Source organism: Paenibacillus sp. FSL R7-277 (assembly GCF_000517965.1).
Taxonomy (GTDB): domain Bacteria; phylum Bacillota; class Bacilli; order Paenibacillales; family Paenibacillaceae; genus Paenibacillus_AQ; species Paenibacillus_AQ silagei.
The window spans coordinates 269,814-288,135 of record NZ_ASPX01000034.1 but is presented as its reverse complement, the minus strand read 5'-3'; the positions used below and the strand labels follow the sequence as shown (position 1 = coordinate 288,135).

The window sequence follows — 18,322 nt, the reverse complement described above, 5'->3', positions numbered from 1 at the left end:
GAACCCGAACCCGAACCCGAACCCGAACCCGAACCCGAACCCGAACCCGAACCCGAACCCGAACCCGAACCCGAACCCCCGAACCCTGAACCCAAACTGCGAAATATGGTTTCCATCGAGTTCCTTCGGTTCAAAATGTGTCTAAAGGACTGCTACGGACCCCACAGCCCTTATGTTCTTTATTCAGCATAATTAAAAGGGCTAACGGACCATATCGCGCTTATTGCTTTTTCACCATCCATATATGAGATGAAATCTAGTAAATAGCGCCATCTGAGTCCGTAAGCTTGGTAAAATTGTGCTTTTTGTAGAAATAGGTGCGCCTCGGTCCGTTACAGCTGATTGATACCTCTACTTCTCACGCTCACAGCCACGGAATTCAAGTGTTTTTATCATATCAGCTTTATAATTCATGCTCCTAAACATACGTTAAACTCTAAGCTGATATGTCCGATAACGCTGCTGTCCTCCGGCCACATCCAGTAACTGTTGTTCGACCAAATGATGCAGAATTCGTCTGGAGTGCCTATCCGTTACCCTGAGATGCTTAGCAAGCTCGAAAGGTGTGAATGCCCTGAGCAGACGTCTTGCGTAACGAAGGGTCTCCGCTTCCAGCCAAGTTAATGTGGAACAAACATCCGTAGCAATGAATTTGCCGATAAAAGACAACACCAACTGTTGACATTGCTTGGGTTCTTCGATAATCGAAGGATAAGCAATAGGAAGAAAAGTCCAACTATCAAGTGCCAGTAAGCAATGCTGGCGGCATAGATCCTTGAAGCGTCTGACATCCAGATCTCTGGCGTGAGGTCCATATCCTTGAATCTCAATCCCGCCTTTTGCACCTCCAGGCATATAAGCCAAGTCCAGATAGCGGTACCCGTTATTGAAATCACGCACTTCCCATTCTGGAAACAAATGATCGAAATTACCGATTGCCGGAAACCATACCTTGCGGAGAAATTCAACTGTTCCGTGGCCTAATCCTTTGCCAAGTAGCTCCTTGCGCCTGTGGTTGCTCTCATTCTTCAGATTGCTAACTAACCATTCCTCGTACTGCTGCTCAAATCGCGTCATCGATACTCCTCCTTTAACACTCAAATTAGCGTTGATTCCCAAGCAAAAAAGCCGCTTCAATACTCAACCCTCTCCAAGAATCTAACTCGGAAGGGGCAGAGCATTACAAGCGGCGTGTGCTTCACAACCTATGTTTCTTATTATAGCGCTACAAATCCAGGAATCAATAAGTAGTTACAGAGGTTCTAATCGTGCAGTATACTATAGAGGATTTATATTTTTGTTTTCTTTTATTAAACTGTACAATGAGGTTCGGAGAATGCGTGAGGAAGAATGAATTGATAAAAGGGGAGAGTCCGATGACTAAGAATGAACAAGCCAGATTATTCAAAGTAACCTTAAGCGACTGGAACGGTGCGGTGCGTGGTCGGCCGACCCGGAAGATTGCAATTTCTGCAAAGGCGTCGCTGTACGATCTTGCGGCAGTTACGATTGAATCTTTTGATTTTGATCTGGATCATGCCTTTGGATTCTATGATAATCTTAAAAACTGGACACGCTCTGAGGAAGGCTATGAATTATTTGCTGATGTGGGGGCGGGGGATAGGTTTCCTGGAGTGCAAAAAGCAAAAATCAGTAAAGTTTTTCATACCCCCAAACAAAAGATGCTGCTCCTATTCGATTATGGCGATGAGTGGAGAATGATTGTTCAATATCTGGGAGAGACTGAAGTGAAGCCGGGACAAAAACTGCCTATGGTCACGGAGATCGAGGGAGAGGCACCGGATCAATATGGCGGCTTTGATGAAGATGAAGACGAAGAGGATGAAGAGGCATAACTGGAAATAAGATTCAGATCGGACAGGTATTAAAATCACGGGTGCGGGAGCCGGAGAAATGATGGAGGAATTAATCCACGTTATCCGGAACATTCCGAACCTTTTTTTATTTACACACTAATTTACAAACCAACGGTCGGTATGTATAATCAACAGTAATCATATTTTATATTAACCCAATCTTAACTATGTAAGGCAGAAGAGGAGAATAGCAATGAAGAACGCAGACCGGAGGAAGCAGACGATCCGGCAGCTGCTGGAGGGGACCAAGGAGCTGCTGCGGGACAAGAGCTGTCATGCCATTACCTTGAAGGATATTATGGAGCAGTCGCAATTATCTAAGGGGGCGATATTTCATTATGTGAAGAGCAAGGATGAGATTTTTGCCTGGGTGCTGGAGGAGCGGCTTGACGCTGTGAATGATCGTTTTGAAGAGGAAGTAAGAGGCAGCATTGATAAAAGCTTCGACGGGCCGATGCATGCCATCGCCAGAAGTCTTGCCGGATTGGAAGACAGCCATGAAGCGACTAACAAGGTGCTTCTATACCTGCTGGGCAAGGAGAATGAACCGGCGGTAGCGGAGGTGCTTGAGCATTTTCATGAGCGGTCGGTGTCGGTCTCTAGGCGGTGGATTATCACGGGGCAAAAGTACGGGGTGATTAAAGAAACGGTGAACCCTGATGAGACGGCGGAGCTGTTCGTTCTGCTGTCATTAGGTCTGCGTGTGCGGGCGTCCCTGCGTGCCTTTTCCGGGACCCTTTCTGCGAAAGAAATATCCGGTTTTATGGCTGGTATTCTGAAGAATTGAGATGAAGCAATATGAAGTAACAAGAAGGGGTGAGGTCAAATGGTTCCTTTTATAGCGCTTATCGTAACCTTTTTACTGTTCCGGATGGTTGGTCTGCTGGGTTTGACTTATTGGGATGACTGGCAGACATCTCTTCAATGGGCCGTATCCATTATGCTGCTATTTGGTGCTTCTGCCCACTGGGGACGGCGGCGCTCCGATTTGGTAAGAATGGTGCCGCCTGTTTTTCCTCAGAAAGAATGGATCGTGACGGTTACCGGGATGCTGGAAATGGCCGGAGCTATCGGCATCCTGTTGCCCGCTTTCTCAGCAGCTGCTTCTGTGTGTCTGATTTTACTTCTTATTGCCATGCTCCCCGCCAATATCTATGCAGCACGCATGAATATGACAATCGGGGGCAAGCCTGTGCCGAAATTAGCGGTCCGCGTAGGGATTCAGCTCATTTTTATCACTGCGGTACTGTTTGCTTCCCCGCTGCTCTTCCTGCCTTAACTGTGAATAGACTCCAGCTCCTCTTTTACAAATTGCATCAAAAGCTTCTTGGATGAGGATAGATACTCATCGTTACGTAATTGCAGCAGGCCTACGGGAATGGCGGCTTCCTTCAGCGTGACCTGGAGTCTCACCACATTAGGCGGTAACGGCGTAGATTCGAGGACGGCTCCTACAAAAGCGATTTGCTGGACGAAGCCCGCAATGGCAGAGATTTGACTTACGGTATGCAGAAAGGGAGTTTCGGTGTACCGGGAGAACTGCTTCGATAATTGGGAATGATATAGACAGGTAGCTCCCCCGGCAATGATTGGATAACCAAGCAATTCCTCGAAAGCGATCTCATCTTTTGCGGCCAAAGGGTGGTTGTTCCCTGCGATAAAAGATATCCGCTCCTGATACAAGGGTTCGAAGTGATACGAAGATAGGTCAACAGGCTCTCCACAGATGGCAAAATCCAATTGATTCTGAAGCAGGGCATGTGAGAGCGAAGCGGTGTTACCGATCACAAAATGGCAGGATACATTAGGCTTATGCTCCATGAACCGCAGCAGTGATTTTGGTAGTATCTGCTCTGTCAATGATTCCAGCCCTCCGATCCTGAGCGTACCGATCTCCTCTTTTTGCAGAGCTTTTGCCTGGTCCGCAACATAGTTCCAATGTCGGATCAGACTGTCGATTTCAGCGGCAAATATTCGCCCCGAAGCTGTAAGCTCAGAATCCCAGCCCCGTTTGAACAGCTTGATGCCCAGTTCCTTCTCCAGACGTTGAACCTGATTGGTGATTGTGGATTGTGCGTAGTTCAGTTTGGCGGCTGCTTTAGAGAAGTTTCCTTCTTGCAGGATAGTTTGAAATGTAGTTAGTTCTTTTAGGTCCATTAGCAGATATCTCCATCGGGTAATTTGAATTTACGTATCATTTAATTCAATTATACAGAATAAGAGGCGGGGAGTACAATGAAGTTACACCAGTAAAGGAGTGAAATGACATGCCTTTTGTCAGAGTCAGTTACTTGGAGAACAAATACGATGACCAACAGCTGCCTATCATTAGCCGCGAAATTATGAGTGCTCTAAGGGAATATTTTAACGTGCCGCAAGATGATTTCTTTCAAGTCTACCATGCCCATAAAGCAAGCGAATTTTATTACAGTCCTAATTATTTCAACATAGAGCGAACGGATGGGCTGCTCTATATTCAGATTACGCTCAAATCCGGGAGAAGCAAGGAGCAGAAAAGGGGCTTTTACAGCAAGCTGGCCGAGACGTTGTCGAGCACACTGGGCATCAGGAAAGAAGACGTCTTCGTCGTGCTGGTCGATACAGAATTCGAGGACTGGACGTTTGGCAATGGCATCGCACAGATGATTGAATGAATGTTCATATAAGGAAGAGAGGTATTGGGATGAAGCATCGGAGAATTGCATCGAATGCTCTTGAAGCATTTGGAGATATTGCTCCTTCGTTCGCCCGCTATTCGGAGGAGGTTCTCTTCGGGGAGGTATGGAGAAGGGAACAATTATCGCTTCGGGAACGCAGTCTCCTGACGATATCGGCCCTGGTTGCCGGTGGACTTACCGAGCAGTTACCCTTTCATATCCGTCTGGCCCTGGAGAACGGTCTATCCGAAGAAGAATTGATCGAGGCAATGACTCACCTCGCCTTTTATGGAGGTTGGCCGCGTGCCGCATCGGCGATACAGGTTGCCAAGGGGATTTTCGAGGAAATATAACCAAAAAAAGCGCATGTGAGCGAAAGCTCCGTGCGCTTTTTTTGGTTTAGACAATTTTTTTGATAAGAGGTTAGAAAATCGCTGTTTTTTCATTTTTTTTAGAGCTATACCCCAATTAGGTCCTGATGAATCGGTTTTTGTCGAGAATTGTTAAGAGTTTGTTTAGAGCTGTCTGATAGAATGGGCGCAGAAATGAAATTTTCTAAGGGGGCAGATGCTAGACTCCAGCAGAACTTGCAATATAGCGCACAGGATGAATGAACAAGGGGGAACGATACATTTGTTTAAGGGTAAGGGATTGAAAAAATATTTCTCGTTGTTACTCGTGATCAGCTTGGTTTGGACCGGAGCCTTTCCGGTATATGCGGGTTCAACAGACAATGGTGAGGCAAGCTGGGACAATGTTGGTCCGCTGCCAGACGACATCAACGTAAACGGAGTTGCTATTGGCTCAGATACTTTAGTTGCAGTGGGGGAAGCAGGAAGTATTGTTACCGCAAGCAGCCCTTCGACATGGGCAGTTGGTAATTCTGGGGTAAGCGAGGATTTGAATAGTATTATTCATAAAGGCGCAGGCGGCGAATTCGTTGCAGTCGGTGACAATGGGATCCTCCTAACGTCAACAGATGGCGTGTCCTGGACGCCCTCCGATGGCTCCGCCGGTTTTAACTGGAATGGAGTCAGCTACGGCGATGGAACATTAGTTCTAGTCGGCGATTCAGGAATGATTATGATCAAAAATGACAATCGCCCTGACTGGGAGATCGTATTCTCAGCCACTAATGAGAATCTGAACGCTGTGGCTTACGGTAACGGTAAGTTTGTAGCGGTGGGTGATAACGGTACAGTGGTAATGTCCAAAGATGGATCTGATTGGACCAAGGTGACAAGTAAAACAACCAACAAATTGAACGGAATCACCTTTGGCGGCGGAATGTTCGTAGCGGTTGGTGCGTCTGGAACTATTATTACTTCTCCGGAAAGTTCGAAAGGCGCAGCAAAGGTCCTTGAATCGAAAGTGAACCTGAATGGAATTACTTTCGGAAACAGCATATTTATGGCCGCAGGAGATGGCGGAAAAGTCTTCTCCACTACCGATCTGGGGCAAACGTGGAAGCCTGAGACTACAAACGCAACTGCTAATCTTAACGGCATTGTATTTTATCAAGTTCTTAATCAATTTATTGCAGCGGGTGATTCCGGAGAGATCATTATGTCTTATGTCATTCCTAACATCCCGCGGGTGCTCAGTTTGACTCCAGGGAATGATGAGACCGATGTAGCAATAGATGATAATCTGGTTGTGATGTTTAATCAGCCGGTGACGGCAGCCACTGGAGACGACAATAATATTAAAATTTTCAAGGCTGCGGATACATCTGCCCCGGTTGAAACCATCCCGGCGGATGATGCCAGCAGAGTAACAGTAAATCCAGCTACCAATACGGTAACTATTAATCCGGGTAAGGATTTTGATGCAGGGGCTAAATATGCCGTTACAGTTGACGCGAATGCTTTTACTAACGGTGCAAGCGGCAATGCAGCAATCACAGCGGAAGAGTGGAGCTTCACGACAGTTGCCGGGCCAGGTGATACGAAAGCTCCAACCGTAAGCGAGTATTCTCCTGAAAAGGGAGCAGTGGGAGTAAGTATTGACGCCAATCTGACGCTTACATTCGATGAGTCTGTAACGAAGGATAGCGGAAACATTGAGATTTACAAAAGTACGGATGAAGTTAATCCAGTAGAAGTAATTCAGATTGACGATGTTACAGTTCTTGATAAGGTTGTAACAATTGATCCTTATGCAAAACTAGAACATGGTACAACCTACTATGTAATCATTAGTGACGGAGCTTTCAAAGATCTGGCGGACAACCCTTATGTGGGTATTTCGTATAATGACACTTGGACCTTCACAACCGCCGAAGCGCCTGATACTACGCCGCCGGTGGTGAGTAGTTATTATCCTGCAGATGGAGCAAAGAATGTAGAGATCGGCACCAACCTGACCCTTACCTTTAATGAGGATGTACAGAAGGGTGAAGGCGAAATTGAGATCTACAGCGATATTATAAATGCCCCAATGGCGAGTATTCCTGTCACATCTGACATTGTAACCATTGACGGCAAAGTAGTAACGATTAATCCAGAGGATGATCTGGATTATGGTAGAAACTACTATGTACAGATTGATAATGGTACATTTACGGATATGTCGGGCAACAGCTATGCCGGTATCACTAACAATACAACCTGGCGCTTTAGTACCACCAGCGAACCGGATACGACCGCGCCAATCGTAAGCACATACTCGCCTATGAATGGGGCAACAGAGGTAGCTATCGGAGCTAACCTGGAGCTTGCTTTTAGCGAGAATGTGATGCCTGGTGAAGGCAGCGTTCAGATCTACAACAGCACGGCTGACAAATTGGCAGCTACGATCTCCGCCGGGGACGTAAGTATTCTGAATAATGTTGTAACCATTAATCCGGTAGACAATCTGGAGTATGGTACAAGCTACTATGTAAGAATCTCAGGAGATGCCTTCGCAGATCAATCCGGCAACTTCTATTCCGGTATCGCAGACGATACAACCTGGCACTTCACCACCACGGCTGCGCCGGATACTACAGCGCCAACTGTGACTGCATATTCCCCTGTACAAGGGGCAGAAGGTGTAGCGGCAACTACCCCATTGACTCTAACCTTCAGTGAGAGTGTACAGGCAGGGGCAGGCAATATTGTGATTTACAACAGTGCGAATCAAGAACCGGTGGCGAATATTCACGCCATTTCCACGAACGTAACCATTGAGGACAATGTGGTGACCATTCATCCGGCAGATGCTCTGAAGTATGGAACAACCTACAATGTACGAATTGGAAGCGGGGCCTTCCAAGATTTAGCAGGCAATCGTTACGCCGGAATCAAGGACAGCACCACGTGGCAGTTCACAACCACAGATGCGCCGGATCGGATCTCGCCAACGGTGATTACCTATTCGCCGGAGCCATGGGCCACCGAAGTGGCCGTGAACGCGAATCTGGTCCTTACTTTCAGCGAGAATGTGAAGGCGGCGGCCGGGAACATTGAGATTTTCCGCAGCTTAGATGATAATCATCCGGTCTTGACGATTCCAACACTTTCGGACATGGTAACGATCCTGAACAATGTCGTAACCATCAATCCGGCGGCTAACCTGGAGCATGGGACGAGTTACTTTGTACGGGTTACAGAGGGAGCATTCACAGATAACGCGGGCAATAGCTATGCCGGCATCTCAGGTATCAACGCCTGGCGATTTGTGACTACCAGTGCGCCGGATACAGCAGCCCCGGTAGTGACATCTTACAGTCCGGCAGGCAATGCAACGCATGTGCCTGTATCCGCTGCACTCTCACTGACCTTTAGCGAGAATGTGTTAGCTGGAAATGCCGCTATTGAGCTTGTAGATGCAGAGAATGGTGAAGTCGTTAAGTCGATTAAAGCGGACGACAAGACGCTAGTTTCGATTGCGAACTCAACCGTCAGCATCAACACGAACGGCCTGCTGAAGCAGGGCGGCAGCTATTACGTGCTTATACAACCTGGTGCTTTTACAGATGAAGCAGGTAACAGTTATGCAGGACTTGCGGATAGTAAGCTCTGGAGCTTCGCAACAGTTCCTGTTCCAGTCACGCCAACTGATCCTCCTACACCGGCACCGGGCGGCGGTTCAGGATCAGGGGGAGGAGCACCGGCACCGGCTCCGGTTCCAACACCAAGTCCTCAGACAGAAAGTATTAACGCAAACGTTGAAAACGGGGCTGCTCAAGGCTCCATGGTATCCTCCGTTGTCATTACCCGCACCAAGGATGCGAACGGTGTGAAGAGTGATACCCTTACGTTCACATTGGAACAAGCCATCCGCGCGGTCAATGAGCTTAAGGCTGCCGGTTCGAGTATTGCCAGAATCATCGTGCCTGATAAGAATGATGAGGTTGCCGGAACCAGACTGACCATTCCAGCAGCTTCCAGCAAGCAATTTGCTGATAATCAGATCATGCTGGATCTATTCACAGTGAATGCTGAGGTGAAGGTGCCGGGCAGCTCAATGGCTGGATTCGGTACAGATATTTATTTCAACCTCGTTCCACTGAAGACATCACAGCAGAGCGCAGAGGTTGAAGCACTTGCCAAAGCACAGGTGCAGAGTGTATCCCGCGGTGCGACAGTTACGTTAGTAAGCCGTCCTGTAACGATTGAGACCAATCTGCAGAGCCGTCCGGTTACACTGGTATTGCCGCTTGGCAACTCTTCGTTAACGGCGGAGCAACTGAAGGCACTTGCGGTCTTCATTGAACATAGCGATGGCACCAAAGAACTGGTAAAGGGCGAAATTGTACCTTTTGGACAGACCGGAAAATCAGGCATTCAATTTAGCATCAGCAAATTCAGTACCTTTACCGTTGTACTTGCACAAGATCCTGCGGTACAGGTGAAGGCGTATATGACGGGTTATGCCGATGGCACCTTCAAGCCAGGGAACAGCATCACCCGGGCAGAAGCGGCTAGCATCATTGCCCGCACCTTCAGCCAGTCAGCAGTCACTGCTGATGTAGCGTATTCCGATGTTCCTGCCGGACACTGGGCGGCAGAAGCAATCGGTCAAGTGACGCGAAGCGGCATCATGAAAGGTTATGGGGGAGGCAGCTTCAAGCCTAACCAGACGATTACAAGAGCCGAAATGGCGACCATCCTGTCACGCTTGATTACAAATGCCCAAGACCATGCGACCGGCTTCAGTGATATTGCCGGACACTGGGCACAGGCCGCGATTGAGCGGACGTCCCAGGCAGGCATGATTACCGGCTATCAGGACGGCACATTCCGTCCAGACCGGACGTTAACACGTGCGGAAGCCGTAACCATCGTTAACCGTGCTCTTGGTATCGCTCCGCTGACCAGCGCGGCCCAGAAATGGACGGATGTCCCAGCGAGCTACTGGGCATTCGGCAGCATCCAGGCAGCATCTGTAGATCATACTGCGGAATAAAAAATCACGTAACAAACAGCCCTTCCAACCGTCTTAGACGGGGAAGGGCTGTTTTGTGTTGTATGCTGAATGCCCTAGGCCGCCGTGAAAGCATGGGGGTTGGGGTGTGCGGCTGAATGTGTGCGGAAAACCGGACATATGCACAATAAGCGGCATCACCCTCGCGGGCGATGCCGCTTATGATTATGCTGACTCCCTACTTGCTTCCGGCCTCCCACCGCAGATTCCACTGATAACGCTGGTCCAGCTCCTCGTGCCCGCTGAAATACTCTACAAGTCGTTCCACGCAGAAGGATCCATCCGGCTGGCGGTGCAGCATGGCGATGGCACACATGCCTTTATCATTGTTGTGCTCGTCCAGTTGCACTTTGATCTCCGGCCCGCCCTGTTGGCGGATGGTTACCACGGCGCCAGCCTGCGACCAACTCGCCGCTCCCTCATAGATTAGGGCAAAAATAACAATCCGTTTGATCTCGGAGAGATAGCGGCTGTTAATCCGCAGATTCTCGCCTGTGGCAATTGTACCCGTACGGTCATCCCCGTCCAAGATGATGTATGGCGGCCGGCTGAAGCTGCCGAAGGACTCACCGAGCGCCTGGACAGCGCCTTTGAGCCCATTGCTCAGTTCAAACAGGCAGCCTAGATCCAGATCAATACTCTTCCTGCCGAACCAGCTGGAGGATTCGGTCTGAGCCCAGTTGAGATTGATGACAATCTCGCCCGCAGCTCCCGGTCCGTTCTGAAGCCGGACCGTCTCCCCGCGGTTCTTCAGCAGCCGGTCTCCCGGATTTTCAGTACCCCCCGGCCCCTGCTTAGGGCGTGACCGCAGCTCCGGCAGCACAAAAGGAGACTTCCGGGACGGAACCTCCGGTTCCGCCATCTCCGGTCTCCCCACCTCCGGTTTTACTGCCTCAACCAACGACTGAGCCTCAGCCGCCGGTATCCCATAGCTATGGCACAGGGCGTGCAGGCCGCCGGCATAGCCGGAGCCGACCGCGCTGAATCTCCATTCGCTCCGGTACCGGTAGAGCTCTCCGGCAACGATGGCCGTCTCCACCGAATAACCGCCTTCCAGCGGGTAACGGAGCAGCTCTGTTCCATCCGCAGCGTTCATGATCCGCAGATAAGCACCGTCCAAGGAAGAGAAGCTCTGCTGCCGTTTCTGGGCTTCATGGATCGTCAGCACAAACGCAATGCGCTCGTACTCCGCAGGGATCAGGTCCAGCCGGACCGCAATCTGTGCGCGGTCAGCCACGCCGGTACCAACCCTTTGTTCAGGTTGCAATAATACTACAGACTGATGATGTGCAGCGGGATTCCCATAGAATATAAGATCCGCCGCAGTAGAGACCCGCTGTGCCTCCGTAAGAAGAACAGCAGAGCTATCAATCTCAATCCCGGCTCCCGCAGCCTGCCAGCCCAGGCCGATGATGATATGCGTAAGGAGGGGGTTGTCTTTGGTTATGCTGTATTTTTGCCCCTTGATAAGCTCAAATGTCATGAGAACCAGCCTTTCCTATGAGTAGTTCAAGCATGTATAAGTGCGGGTGGCAGACTCAGAATCTGCCCCGGCTTCCGGCATCCAGATTGGGATCATTCAGATCCGTCAGCCGCTCCAGCGCCTGCTCGTAGATTCGTACAATATCCTGTATCTTCTGAAACTCGGGGTCCGAAGGGCCCAGGTTGTCCATGAACATGCGCTGCAAGATTTTTTGGTAAAAGGAGATACGGCTCCCGACCAGCTTGCATTCGTAGTCAATGACCTCTTCAATCGAGTGCTGCTGAACGAAGTCCATCAGATCATCTGCAGGATTATTACGGGACTCGCGTTCGTTGCGTGCTGCCACCGGTGTGTTCACATTTTCGAGATTGACGGTCGAGCGTATATCGGTGAACAGAATGCCTTCTTTTGCCAGCATGACCTGAAAAGGCTTGTGCTTGAACAGCTCCTGCGCGACCAGCGTACACATCGCCGGATTCCGCAGCAGCATCCCGTCGAATGGATGAAGCACCCACCCGTCGTCATCGCGGTACAGGCTGAACGTGAAGTACTCGCCGCCGTACTCATATTTCAGGTTGATCGAACTCTCTGAGGTAAGCTCATATTGAAATGCATCCATTCCGGGTTACGCCTCCTGTATCTACTATGAATTTCTATTAGCATAGCAGAATATAGCGAATTTTGGGAGAGATGGGTTTCACCCGAAGTTCTTCTTTGTGAGAAGACAAGATTAGTTTGAACTTTCAGGATTTTCGGCGATTTAGCAGTGTGCGAATTCGACAAATCGTGCTATTATCTTCTTGAATTTATGATTAAGGAGGGAATTTATGTTAAAAAAGATATTGATTATTGGATTATGTCTATCCATTCTGTGGGTTAACTATCCCGGCATGATGAATCCGGTATTTGCAGCAGTTGCTCCACCGTCCGCTACGGGAGGAGAGGAAAGTATTGTTGCAAGCGGCTACACCTCCGGGGCGACCTTGAAGCTGTATCTGACGAATGGAACCCTGAAGGCTACAGAGCCCACGGTAACAGCAGCTACATATTCATTCATAAATGTAGAGCCGAACCCTCTAGGCTATTATGTGACACAGACTGTGGGCGGTGTAGAGAGTATGAACTCGGCCTTCGTATCCGCGAGTCTGCGCACACCTACGGCCAGCGCAGGCATCGGCTATATTGATGCCGGAAATATCTATCCGGGAGCTTCTATTGCGTTATATGAGAGCAGCGGACAGGCCATATCGGCTGTACCTGTGGATCAGGGCAACGGCAAGTTCCGGTTCAGCGGATTGACGGCCAGAACTACCTATTATGTTACGCAGAGCATCAACGGGGTGGTTAGCGGGGGGTCAACTCTAGCAACCGTCCAGCCGTCAGTGCCAAATGCACCTGCGGCAATGGGTGAGGAAGAGAGCATACGTGTGAGCGGGTACACCTCCGGGGCGACCTTGAAGCTGTATCTGACGAATGGAACCCTGAAGGCTACAGAGCCCACGGTAACAGCAGCCACGTATTCCTTCATAGATGTGGAGCCGAATTCTCTCGGCTATTATGTGACACAGACGGTGGGCGGCGAAGAGAGTACGAACTCGGCCTTCGTATCCGCGGGTCTGCGTACCCCCACTGCCAGCGCAGGCATCGGCTATATTGATGCGGGGAGTATCTATCCGGGAGCGTCCATAACGTTATATGAGAGCGGCGGACAAGCCCTTCCGGCCATACCTGTGGAACAGGATAACGGCAAGTTCCGGTTCAGCGGGTTGACGGCCAGAACCACGTATTATGTGATACAGAGCATCAACGGGGTAACCAGCGCCAACTCTAATTTCGCAACCGTGCAGCCGTCAGTTCCGGATGCCCCGGCAGCAGCAGGTGAGGAAGAGAGCATCAACGTGAGCGGATACACCTCCGGCGCGACCTTGAAGCTGTATCTGGCGAACGGAACCCTGAAGGCTACAGAGCCCACGGTAACAGCAGCCACGTATTCCTTCAAAGATGTGGAGCCAAATTCTCTTGGCTATTATGTGACGCAGACGGTCGACGGTGAAGAGAGCGTGAACTCGGCCTTCGTATCCGCGAGTCTGCGCACACCTACTGCGAGTGCAGGCATCGGGTACCTTGACACCGGGAATATCTATCCGGGGGCGTCCATTACGCTATATGAGAGCGGCGGACAGGCCCTTCCGGCCGTACCTGTGGAACAGGATAACGGAAAGTTCCGGTTCAGCGGGCTAACGGCCAGAACTGCCTATTATGTCACGCAGAGCATCAACGGAGTGATTAGCGGGGGCTCAACCCTAGCAACCGTCCTGCCGTCAGTGCCGGATGCCCCGGCGGCAACGGGTGAGGAAGAGAGCATCAGGGTGAGCGGATACACCTCCGGGGCGAACTTGAAGCTGTATCTGACGAATGGCACTCTGAAGGCAACGGCTTCATCCGTTACGGCAGCTACCTACAAGTTCCTGAATGTGGAACCCCACACTATGGGCTACTACGTGACCCAGACGTTGGATGGGGAAGAGAGTGTGAATTCCAGCTTTGTGAATGCCAAGCTTAGAACCCCTGTTGCGGCTGCCGGTATCGCCTATGTCGATGTCAGCAATGTCTACCCTGGGGCAGATGTAACCCTATTCGAATACACTGGCATCGAAGTGTCTGATACCCCTTCCGATCTTGGAAACGGAGCCTTTCGCTTCAACGGGTTAACAGCAACACAGTCCTATTACGCTGTTCAGAGCATTAATGGTGTAATCAGTGAAGCAACCAGAATCGTTACTGTGCTGCCCCTGCCATCTGCCCAATTGACGGCTGGAGCGGGTAACCGGCAAGTAACCTTGAACTGGAGCAGTGTAACCGGAGCTACCTATTATAATATCTACATGCAAGCTCCGGGGGAGAAGCTTCAATTACTTGAGACAACAGACGCTGTAACAACGAGCTATGAGGCCCTCGGACTCGCTAACGGGAAAACCTATATGTTCGTGGTAAGAGCGGGGAATGCCGGGGGGTTAGGCACTAAGTCTAATGAGGTAACTGTAACGCCGGCGACAGTCCCATCTGCCCCTACAGGGATTTCAGCAGTTGCGGGAGACGGTTCGGCTACAATTACGTTTATACCGCCTGCAGACGATGGAGGTTTTGCCGTTACAGAGTATAGAGTGACAGCTTCTCCAGGTAACATCGTGGCCAAAGGAACAGGAAGCCCTGTTACAGTGACCGGATTGGTTAACGGGACAAGCTATACTTTTACAGTGGAGGCCGTCAACGCACTGGGCAGCAGTGAGGCTTCTGCCAAATCTAATACGGTTGTCCCGGCAGCCCCCTATAGTGGCGGCGGTACTTCACCTGCACAACCGACAGCCGCTCCTGCAAGTACAACTGCGGATGTCCTGGTGAACGGCAAAGTTGAAAGTGCAGGCACAATAGTTACATCTTCACGCGGTGATCAGACTGTAGCTACTATTATTGTGGATACCGGTAAGCTGCAGCAACGGCTCGCTGAGGAAGGCAAGCAGGCGGTTATCACCATCCCTTACAGCGGTCAGGCGGCTGTGGTCATTGCTGAGCTTACCGGCCAAATGATCAAGTTCATGGAGGACCAGCAAGTAACACTGCTGCTGCAGACCGGGGCAGGTTCCTTTACACTGCCAACCTCGCAGATCCAAATAGCTTCCTTGGCCCAAAAGCTTGACAGCTCTGCTGAGGATATTAAGGTGCAGATTGAAATATCCAGACTGCCGGAGAGCAAGCTGCAAGTGGTCAATCAAGCTGCTGCACAGGGATCATTTACTTTGGTAGGACCTCCGGCAGATTTTGCGGTACGGGCTATCCATGGAAGTGCAACTGCCGAAGTGTCGATATTCAATACGTATGTGGAACGCATGCTTGTTTTGCCTGACGGGATTGATCCAGACCAAATCACGACAGGCATAACCGTGGACCCGGATGGCAAGGTGCGTCATATTCCAACCCGGTTAGTCATCGCTGGCGGCAAGGTTTACGCGAAAATGAACAGCTTAACTAATAGCATCTATGCTGTTGTGTGGCATCCGCTTGAATTCAAGGATCTAACAGGACACTGGGCCCGCCAAGCCGTTAACGATATGGGTTCGCGGATGGTGATCGAAGGTACAGGCGGTAATCTGTTCAGTCCGGACCGCGACATTACCCGGGCTGAGTTTGTAGCCATTCTCGTCCGTGGCTTGGGAATCAAGCCCATGACCGGACAATCTGCCTTCGCGGATGTGAATCCGACAGATTGGTATCACGGGTTCATCCAGGCGGCCCAAGCCTATAAACTGGTTGACGGCTTCGCGGATGGCAAATTCCTTCCCAATGAGCGGATTACCCGCGAGCAGGCCACGGTCATTATCGGCAGGGCCATGTCGCTTACGAATCTGAAGACCAGGCTGGCTGTCCAGCAGACGAGTGAAAATTTGCGCTCCTATGCAGATGGGGCTGAGGTCTCTCCTTGGGCGGCAAGCGGCATGATCTCCAGTATCCAGTCAGGTATTATTAATGGAAGAAGCAGCACGATACTGGCACCGGCTGCTTATATTACCCGGGCTGAGGTTGCTACGATTATCCAGCGGTTGCTTCAGAAGTCAGATCTAATCTAAACCATACACTCAGCGGTAAAAGCTAAAAAGCAGCGATTCTCCTGTATTGGAGGATCGCTGCTTTTCATTTGCAGGCGCTTGTGTTCTACTTGGGCAAAGGTATAGCAGGCAGCTTCAACACCGCGCTTAGTCCTTCCCCAGGAGGACTCTCCAGAACAAGCTTGCCCTTATGGGCTTCGGCAATGCGGGCGACCATCGGGAGGCCAAGCCCGTGGCCCTGGCGGACGGGATGGGTCCGCTTCCCGGAGTAAGGCAGCAGGACCAGCTCCGGCAAGTGCTCCGCCGGAACTCCCTGACCATTGTCCGATACGGACAAGGCGAAACAGGAGTCTTCCCCGCTGCGGAGGATGCTAATCTCAATCCGGCACCCATCCGGGTTATGCCGGATGCTGTTCTGGACCAGATTGCTTACTGCACGGTAGAGCAGCTTCTCATCGCCCATCACTTGCAGGCGCTCGTCCATATTGCACAGGTCCAGTGAATAACGCTCCTCCAGGCCGTTATTAATGAAGTCGGATACCACGGTCCGGGCCAGAGCGGATAAGCGTACCGGCTTAAGCTGCAACGGCTGCATGTCATACTCCAGCATAGAGACGAGGTTCAGGTCGCTCACCAGCGACCTTAGCTGCTCGCCTTGGCGGCGGATTATGGCAGCCTGCTGGCGTTGCTCTCCGGTCAGGTTGTCCTGCTCCTCCAGATTGCTCGCGTAGCCCAGGATCATCGAGAGCGGGGTGCGGATGTCATGGGAGATCCCGGCGATCCAGTTGGAGCGGGCTTCATCCCGTGATTTCAGCTGCGAGCTCCGGGTCTGCAGGGTAGCGGAAGCCGAATTAATGCTCTCGGACAAATCACTGAAGAGTCCGGCAGTCTCCAGGTTAACCGGCTTGTCTTTGGCCAGGGCATGAATGCTGTTGATCAGGGGCCGGATATTGCGGATCAGCCGGGTGCCGATGAACAAGGAGAGGGCCACGGCCAGTACCACATTGCAGATCAGGAGCAGCAGCACTCTTAAGGGAAGGGAGCGCAGCCAGTCCGTCAGGTATCCGAGCTGGTATTTTTCATATGAATATTTAGGATAGCCTACGACAATAAGTCCTTCTGGATGCTCCCACATATACACAGGATATTCCAGCAAGTAGTAGCGTGAGAACTTCGCCACCTCTATGATGTTGTAAGCTTGCGGAACCTCCGGCGGCAGCTGCTCACTCCACGTTACCTTGCCTCCGGCATCCAGCAGCATGGCCCAGGCCCGGTTCTGCTGAAGCAGCGCGGCCGCCTTGGGATTCAGGGAGTACTTGCCGTCTGACCCTTGCAGAGCTGAGGATATTTCCCTTACGACCTTCTCCGGCGAAGCCTCCTGATGGGTCTCCTTGAAGATTAGCAAGCCGAGCAGAATCAGATTGAACAGGAGCAGGAGCGCAGAGACCAGCAGGGTGGAGCCTACGAATTTGCGTAAAATCCGGACCGCACTGTCCATTAGAGCGCCTCCAACACCAAGAGCTTATACCCAAGCCCTCTGACCGTCAGCAATTGTACCGGCTTCGAGGGATCGGCTTCGATCTTCTCGCGGATACGCCGCATATGCACCATTAAGGTATTCTCATACCCGTAGCTGTCATCTCCCCATACCGCCAGGCAGAGAGCATCGCTGGTCACAATCCGGCCGCGGTTCTCATAGAGCTTGACCAGAATGGCGTGCTCTTTAGCCGTCAGAGGCAGCTCCTGGCCGTCTCTTCGTACCACAGCGCTGTTCAGATCCACCACTTGCTCACCTGACTTGAAGACAGGCAGCCGTTCTGGAATCGGCGAGGCATATACCCGCTTCAGCACAGCGCTCAGACGCAGCATTAACTCCCTCGGCAGAAAAGGCTTGACGATATAATCGTCGGCTCCCAGGCCCAGCCCCAGCAGCCTGTCCTCATCTTCACCTCGCGCAGACAGGAATAGTACCGGCATATCAGAGAAGGTGCGTATGGCGGAGAGAAGCGAGAACCCGTCCCCGTCCGGCAGCATCACATCGAGAATGGCGATATCCGGCTTTTCCTGGCGGCACATGGCGAGGGCACTGCTATAATCTCCAGCCGCATAGATGCGGTAATACCCTTCTTTTCGTAAAAAAAGCTCGATCATCTCACGTATTTTCGGTTCGTCCTCAACGATCATTATTTTGCGGTTCTTCATGTTATTCAATCGTCATCACCCATGAATTAGTATACACGATCAGGCGGTGAAGAATGGAGGAACCGGTGTATTTAAGGTAGGCGTAAGGTT

13 protein-coding genes are annotated in these 18,322 nt (G+C 51.0%); 7 read left to right on the top strand and 6 right to left on the bottom strand.

Features of this window, described 5'->3' with window-relative positions; all coding sequences use genetic code 11:
• Positions 1–429: 429 nt before the first annotated feature.
• Positions 430–1,077, bottom strand: coding sequence for a hypothetical protein (locus C173_RS13390; RefSeq protein WP_036725478.1), 648 nt, complete (start codon positions 1,075–1,077; stop codon positions 430–432).
• 299 nt (positions 1,078–1,376) lie between these two features.
• Between C173_RS13390 and C173_RS13385 the strand changes: the two genes are divergently transcribed.
• The 3 genes from C173_RS13385 to C173_RS13375 all read left to right on the top strand — a co-directional run bounded on the left by C173_RS13385 (position 1,377) and on the right by C173_RS13375 (position 3,156).
• On the top strand, positions 1,377–1,856 hold the full coding sequence (locus C173_RS13385; RefSeq protein ID WP_051478033.1) for an IS1096 element passenger TnpR family protein: 480 nt from the start codon (positions 1,377–1,379) through the stop codon (positions 1,854–1,856).
• A 214-nt stretch (positions 1,857–2,070) separates the two neighbouring features.
• Positions 2,071–2,664, top strand: a complete 594-nt coding sequence (locus C173_RS13380) for a TetR/AcrR family transcriptional regulator (RefSeq protein ID WP_036725476.1) — start codon at positions 2,071–2,073, stop codon at positions 2,662–2,664.
• Positions 2,665–2,703: 39 nt separating this feature from the next.
• Positions 2,704–3,156, top strand: coding sequence for a hypothetical protein (locus tag C173_RS13375; protein WP_036725475.1), 453 nt, complete (start codon positions 2,704–2,706; stop codon positions 3,154–3,156).
• On the opposite strand, the gene C173_RS13370 is transcribed toward C173_RS13375, so the two are convergent.
• The gene (locus C173_RS13370) at positions 3,153–4,034 is read right to left on the bottom strand and encodes a LysR family transcriptional regulator (RefSeq protein WP_036725474.1); all 882 of its coding nucleotides are present in this window, start codon (positions 4,032–4,034) and stop codon (positions 3,153–3,155) included. The genes C173_RS13375 and C173_RS13370 overlap by 4 nt on opposite strands.
• Before the next feature lie 110 nt (positions 4,035–4,144).
• Between C173_RS13370 and C173_RS13365 the strand changes: the two genes are divergently transcribed.
• The 3 genes from C173_RS13365 (at position 4,145) to C173_RS13355 (ending at position 9,925) form a co-directional block, all read left to right on the top strand.
• On the top strand, positions 4,145–4,531 hold the full coding sequence (locus C173_RS13365; RefSeq protein ID WP_036725473.1) for a tautomerase family protein: 387 nt from the start codon (positions 4,145–4,147) through the stop codon (positions 4,529–4,531).
• A gap of 29 nt (positions 4,532–4,560) precedes the next feature.
• The gene (locus C173_RS13360) at positions 4,561–4,887 is read left to right on the top strand and encodes a carboxymuconolactone decarboxylase family protein (RefSeq protein WP_036725472.1); all 327 of its coding nucleotides are present in this window, start codon (positions 4,561–4,563) and stop codon (positions 4,885–4,887) included.
• 325 nt (positions 4,888–5,212) lie between these two features.
• A complete protein-coding gene (locus C173_RS13355; RefSeq protein WP_235191883.1) occupies positions 5,213–9,925 on the top strand; it encodes an Ig-like domain-containing protein in 4,713 nt (1,570 codons plus the stop codon).
• Positions 9,926–10,121: 196 nt separating this feature from the next.
• Here the strand turns inward: C173_RS13355 and C173_RS13350 are convergent, their stop codons facing one another.
• Together C173_RS13350 and C173_RS13345 are read right to left on the bottom strand one after the other, a co-directional pair.
• Entirely contained in the window at positions 10,122–11,426 is a 1,305-nt protein-coding gene (locus tag C173_RS13350) for a TerD family protein (protein ID WP_036725468.1), read from the bottom strand.
• Between the two features lie 55 nt (positions 11,427–11,481).
• On the bottom strand, positions 11,482–12,045 hold the full coding sequence (locus tag C173_RS13345; protein ID WP_036725467.1) for a hypothetical protein: 564 nt from the start codon (positions 12,043–12,045) through the stop codon (positions 11,482–11,484).
• A 208-nt stretch (positions 12,046–12,253) separates the two neighbouring features.
• Between C173_RS13345 and C173_RS32870 the strand changes: the two genes are divergently transcribed.
• Complete coding sequence (locus C173_RS32870; protein ID WP_051478032.1) at positions 12,254–16,051, top strand: S-layer homology domain-containing protein; 3,798 nt, start codon at positions 12,254–12,256, stop codon at positions 16,049–16,051.
• Between the two features lie 85 nt (positions 16,052–16,136).
• On the opposite strand, the gene C173_RS13335 is transcribed toward C173_RS32870, so the two are convergent.
• Positions 16,137–17,528, bottom strand: coding sequence for a sensor histidine kinase (locus C173_RS13335; protein WP_036725466.1), 1,392 nt, complete (start codon positions 17,526–17,528; stop codon positions 16,137–16,139).
• A complete protein-coding gene (locus tag C173_RS13330) occupies positions 17,528–18,241 on the bottom strand; it encodes a response regulator transcription factor (RefSeq protein WP_036725464.1) in 714 nt (237 codons plus the stop codon). The genes C173_RS13335 and C173_RS13330 overlap by 1 nt, the downstream gene beginning before the upstream one ends.
• Positions 18,242–18,322: the final 81 nt, after the last annotated feature.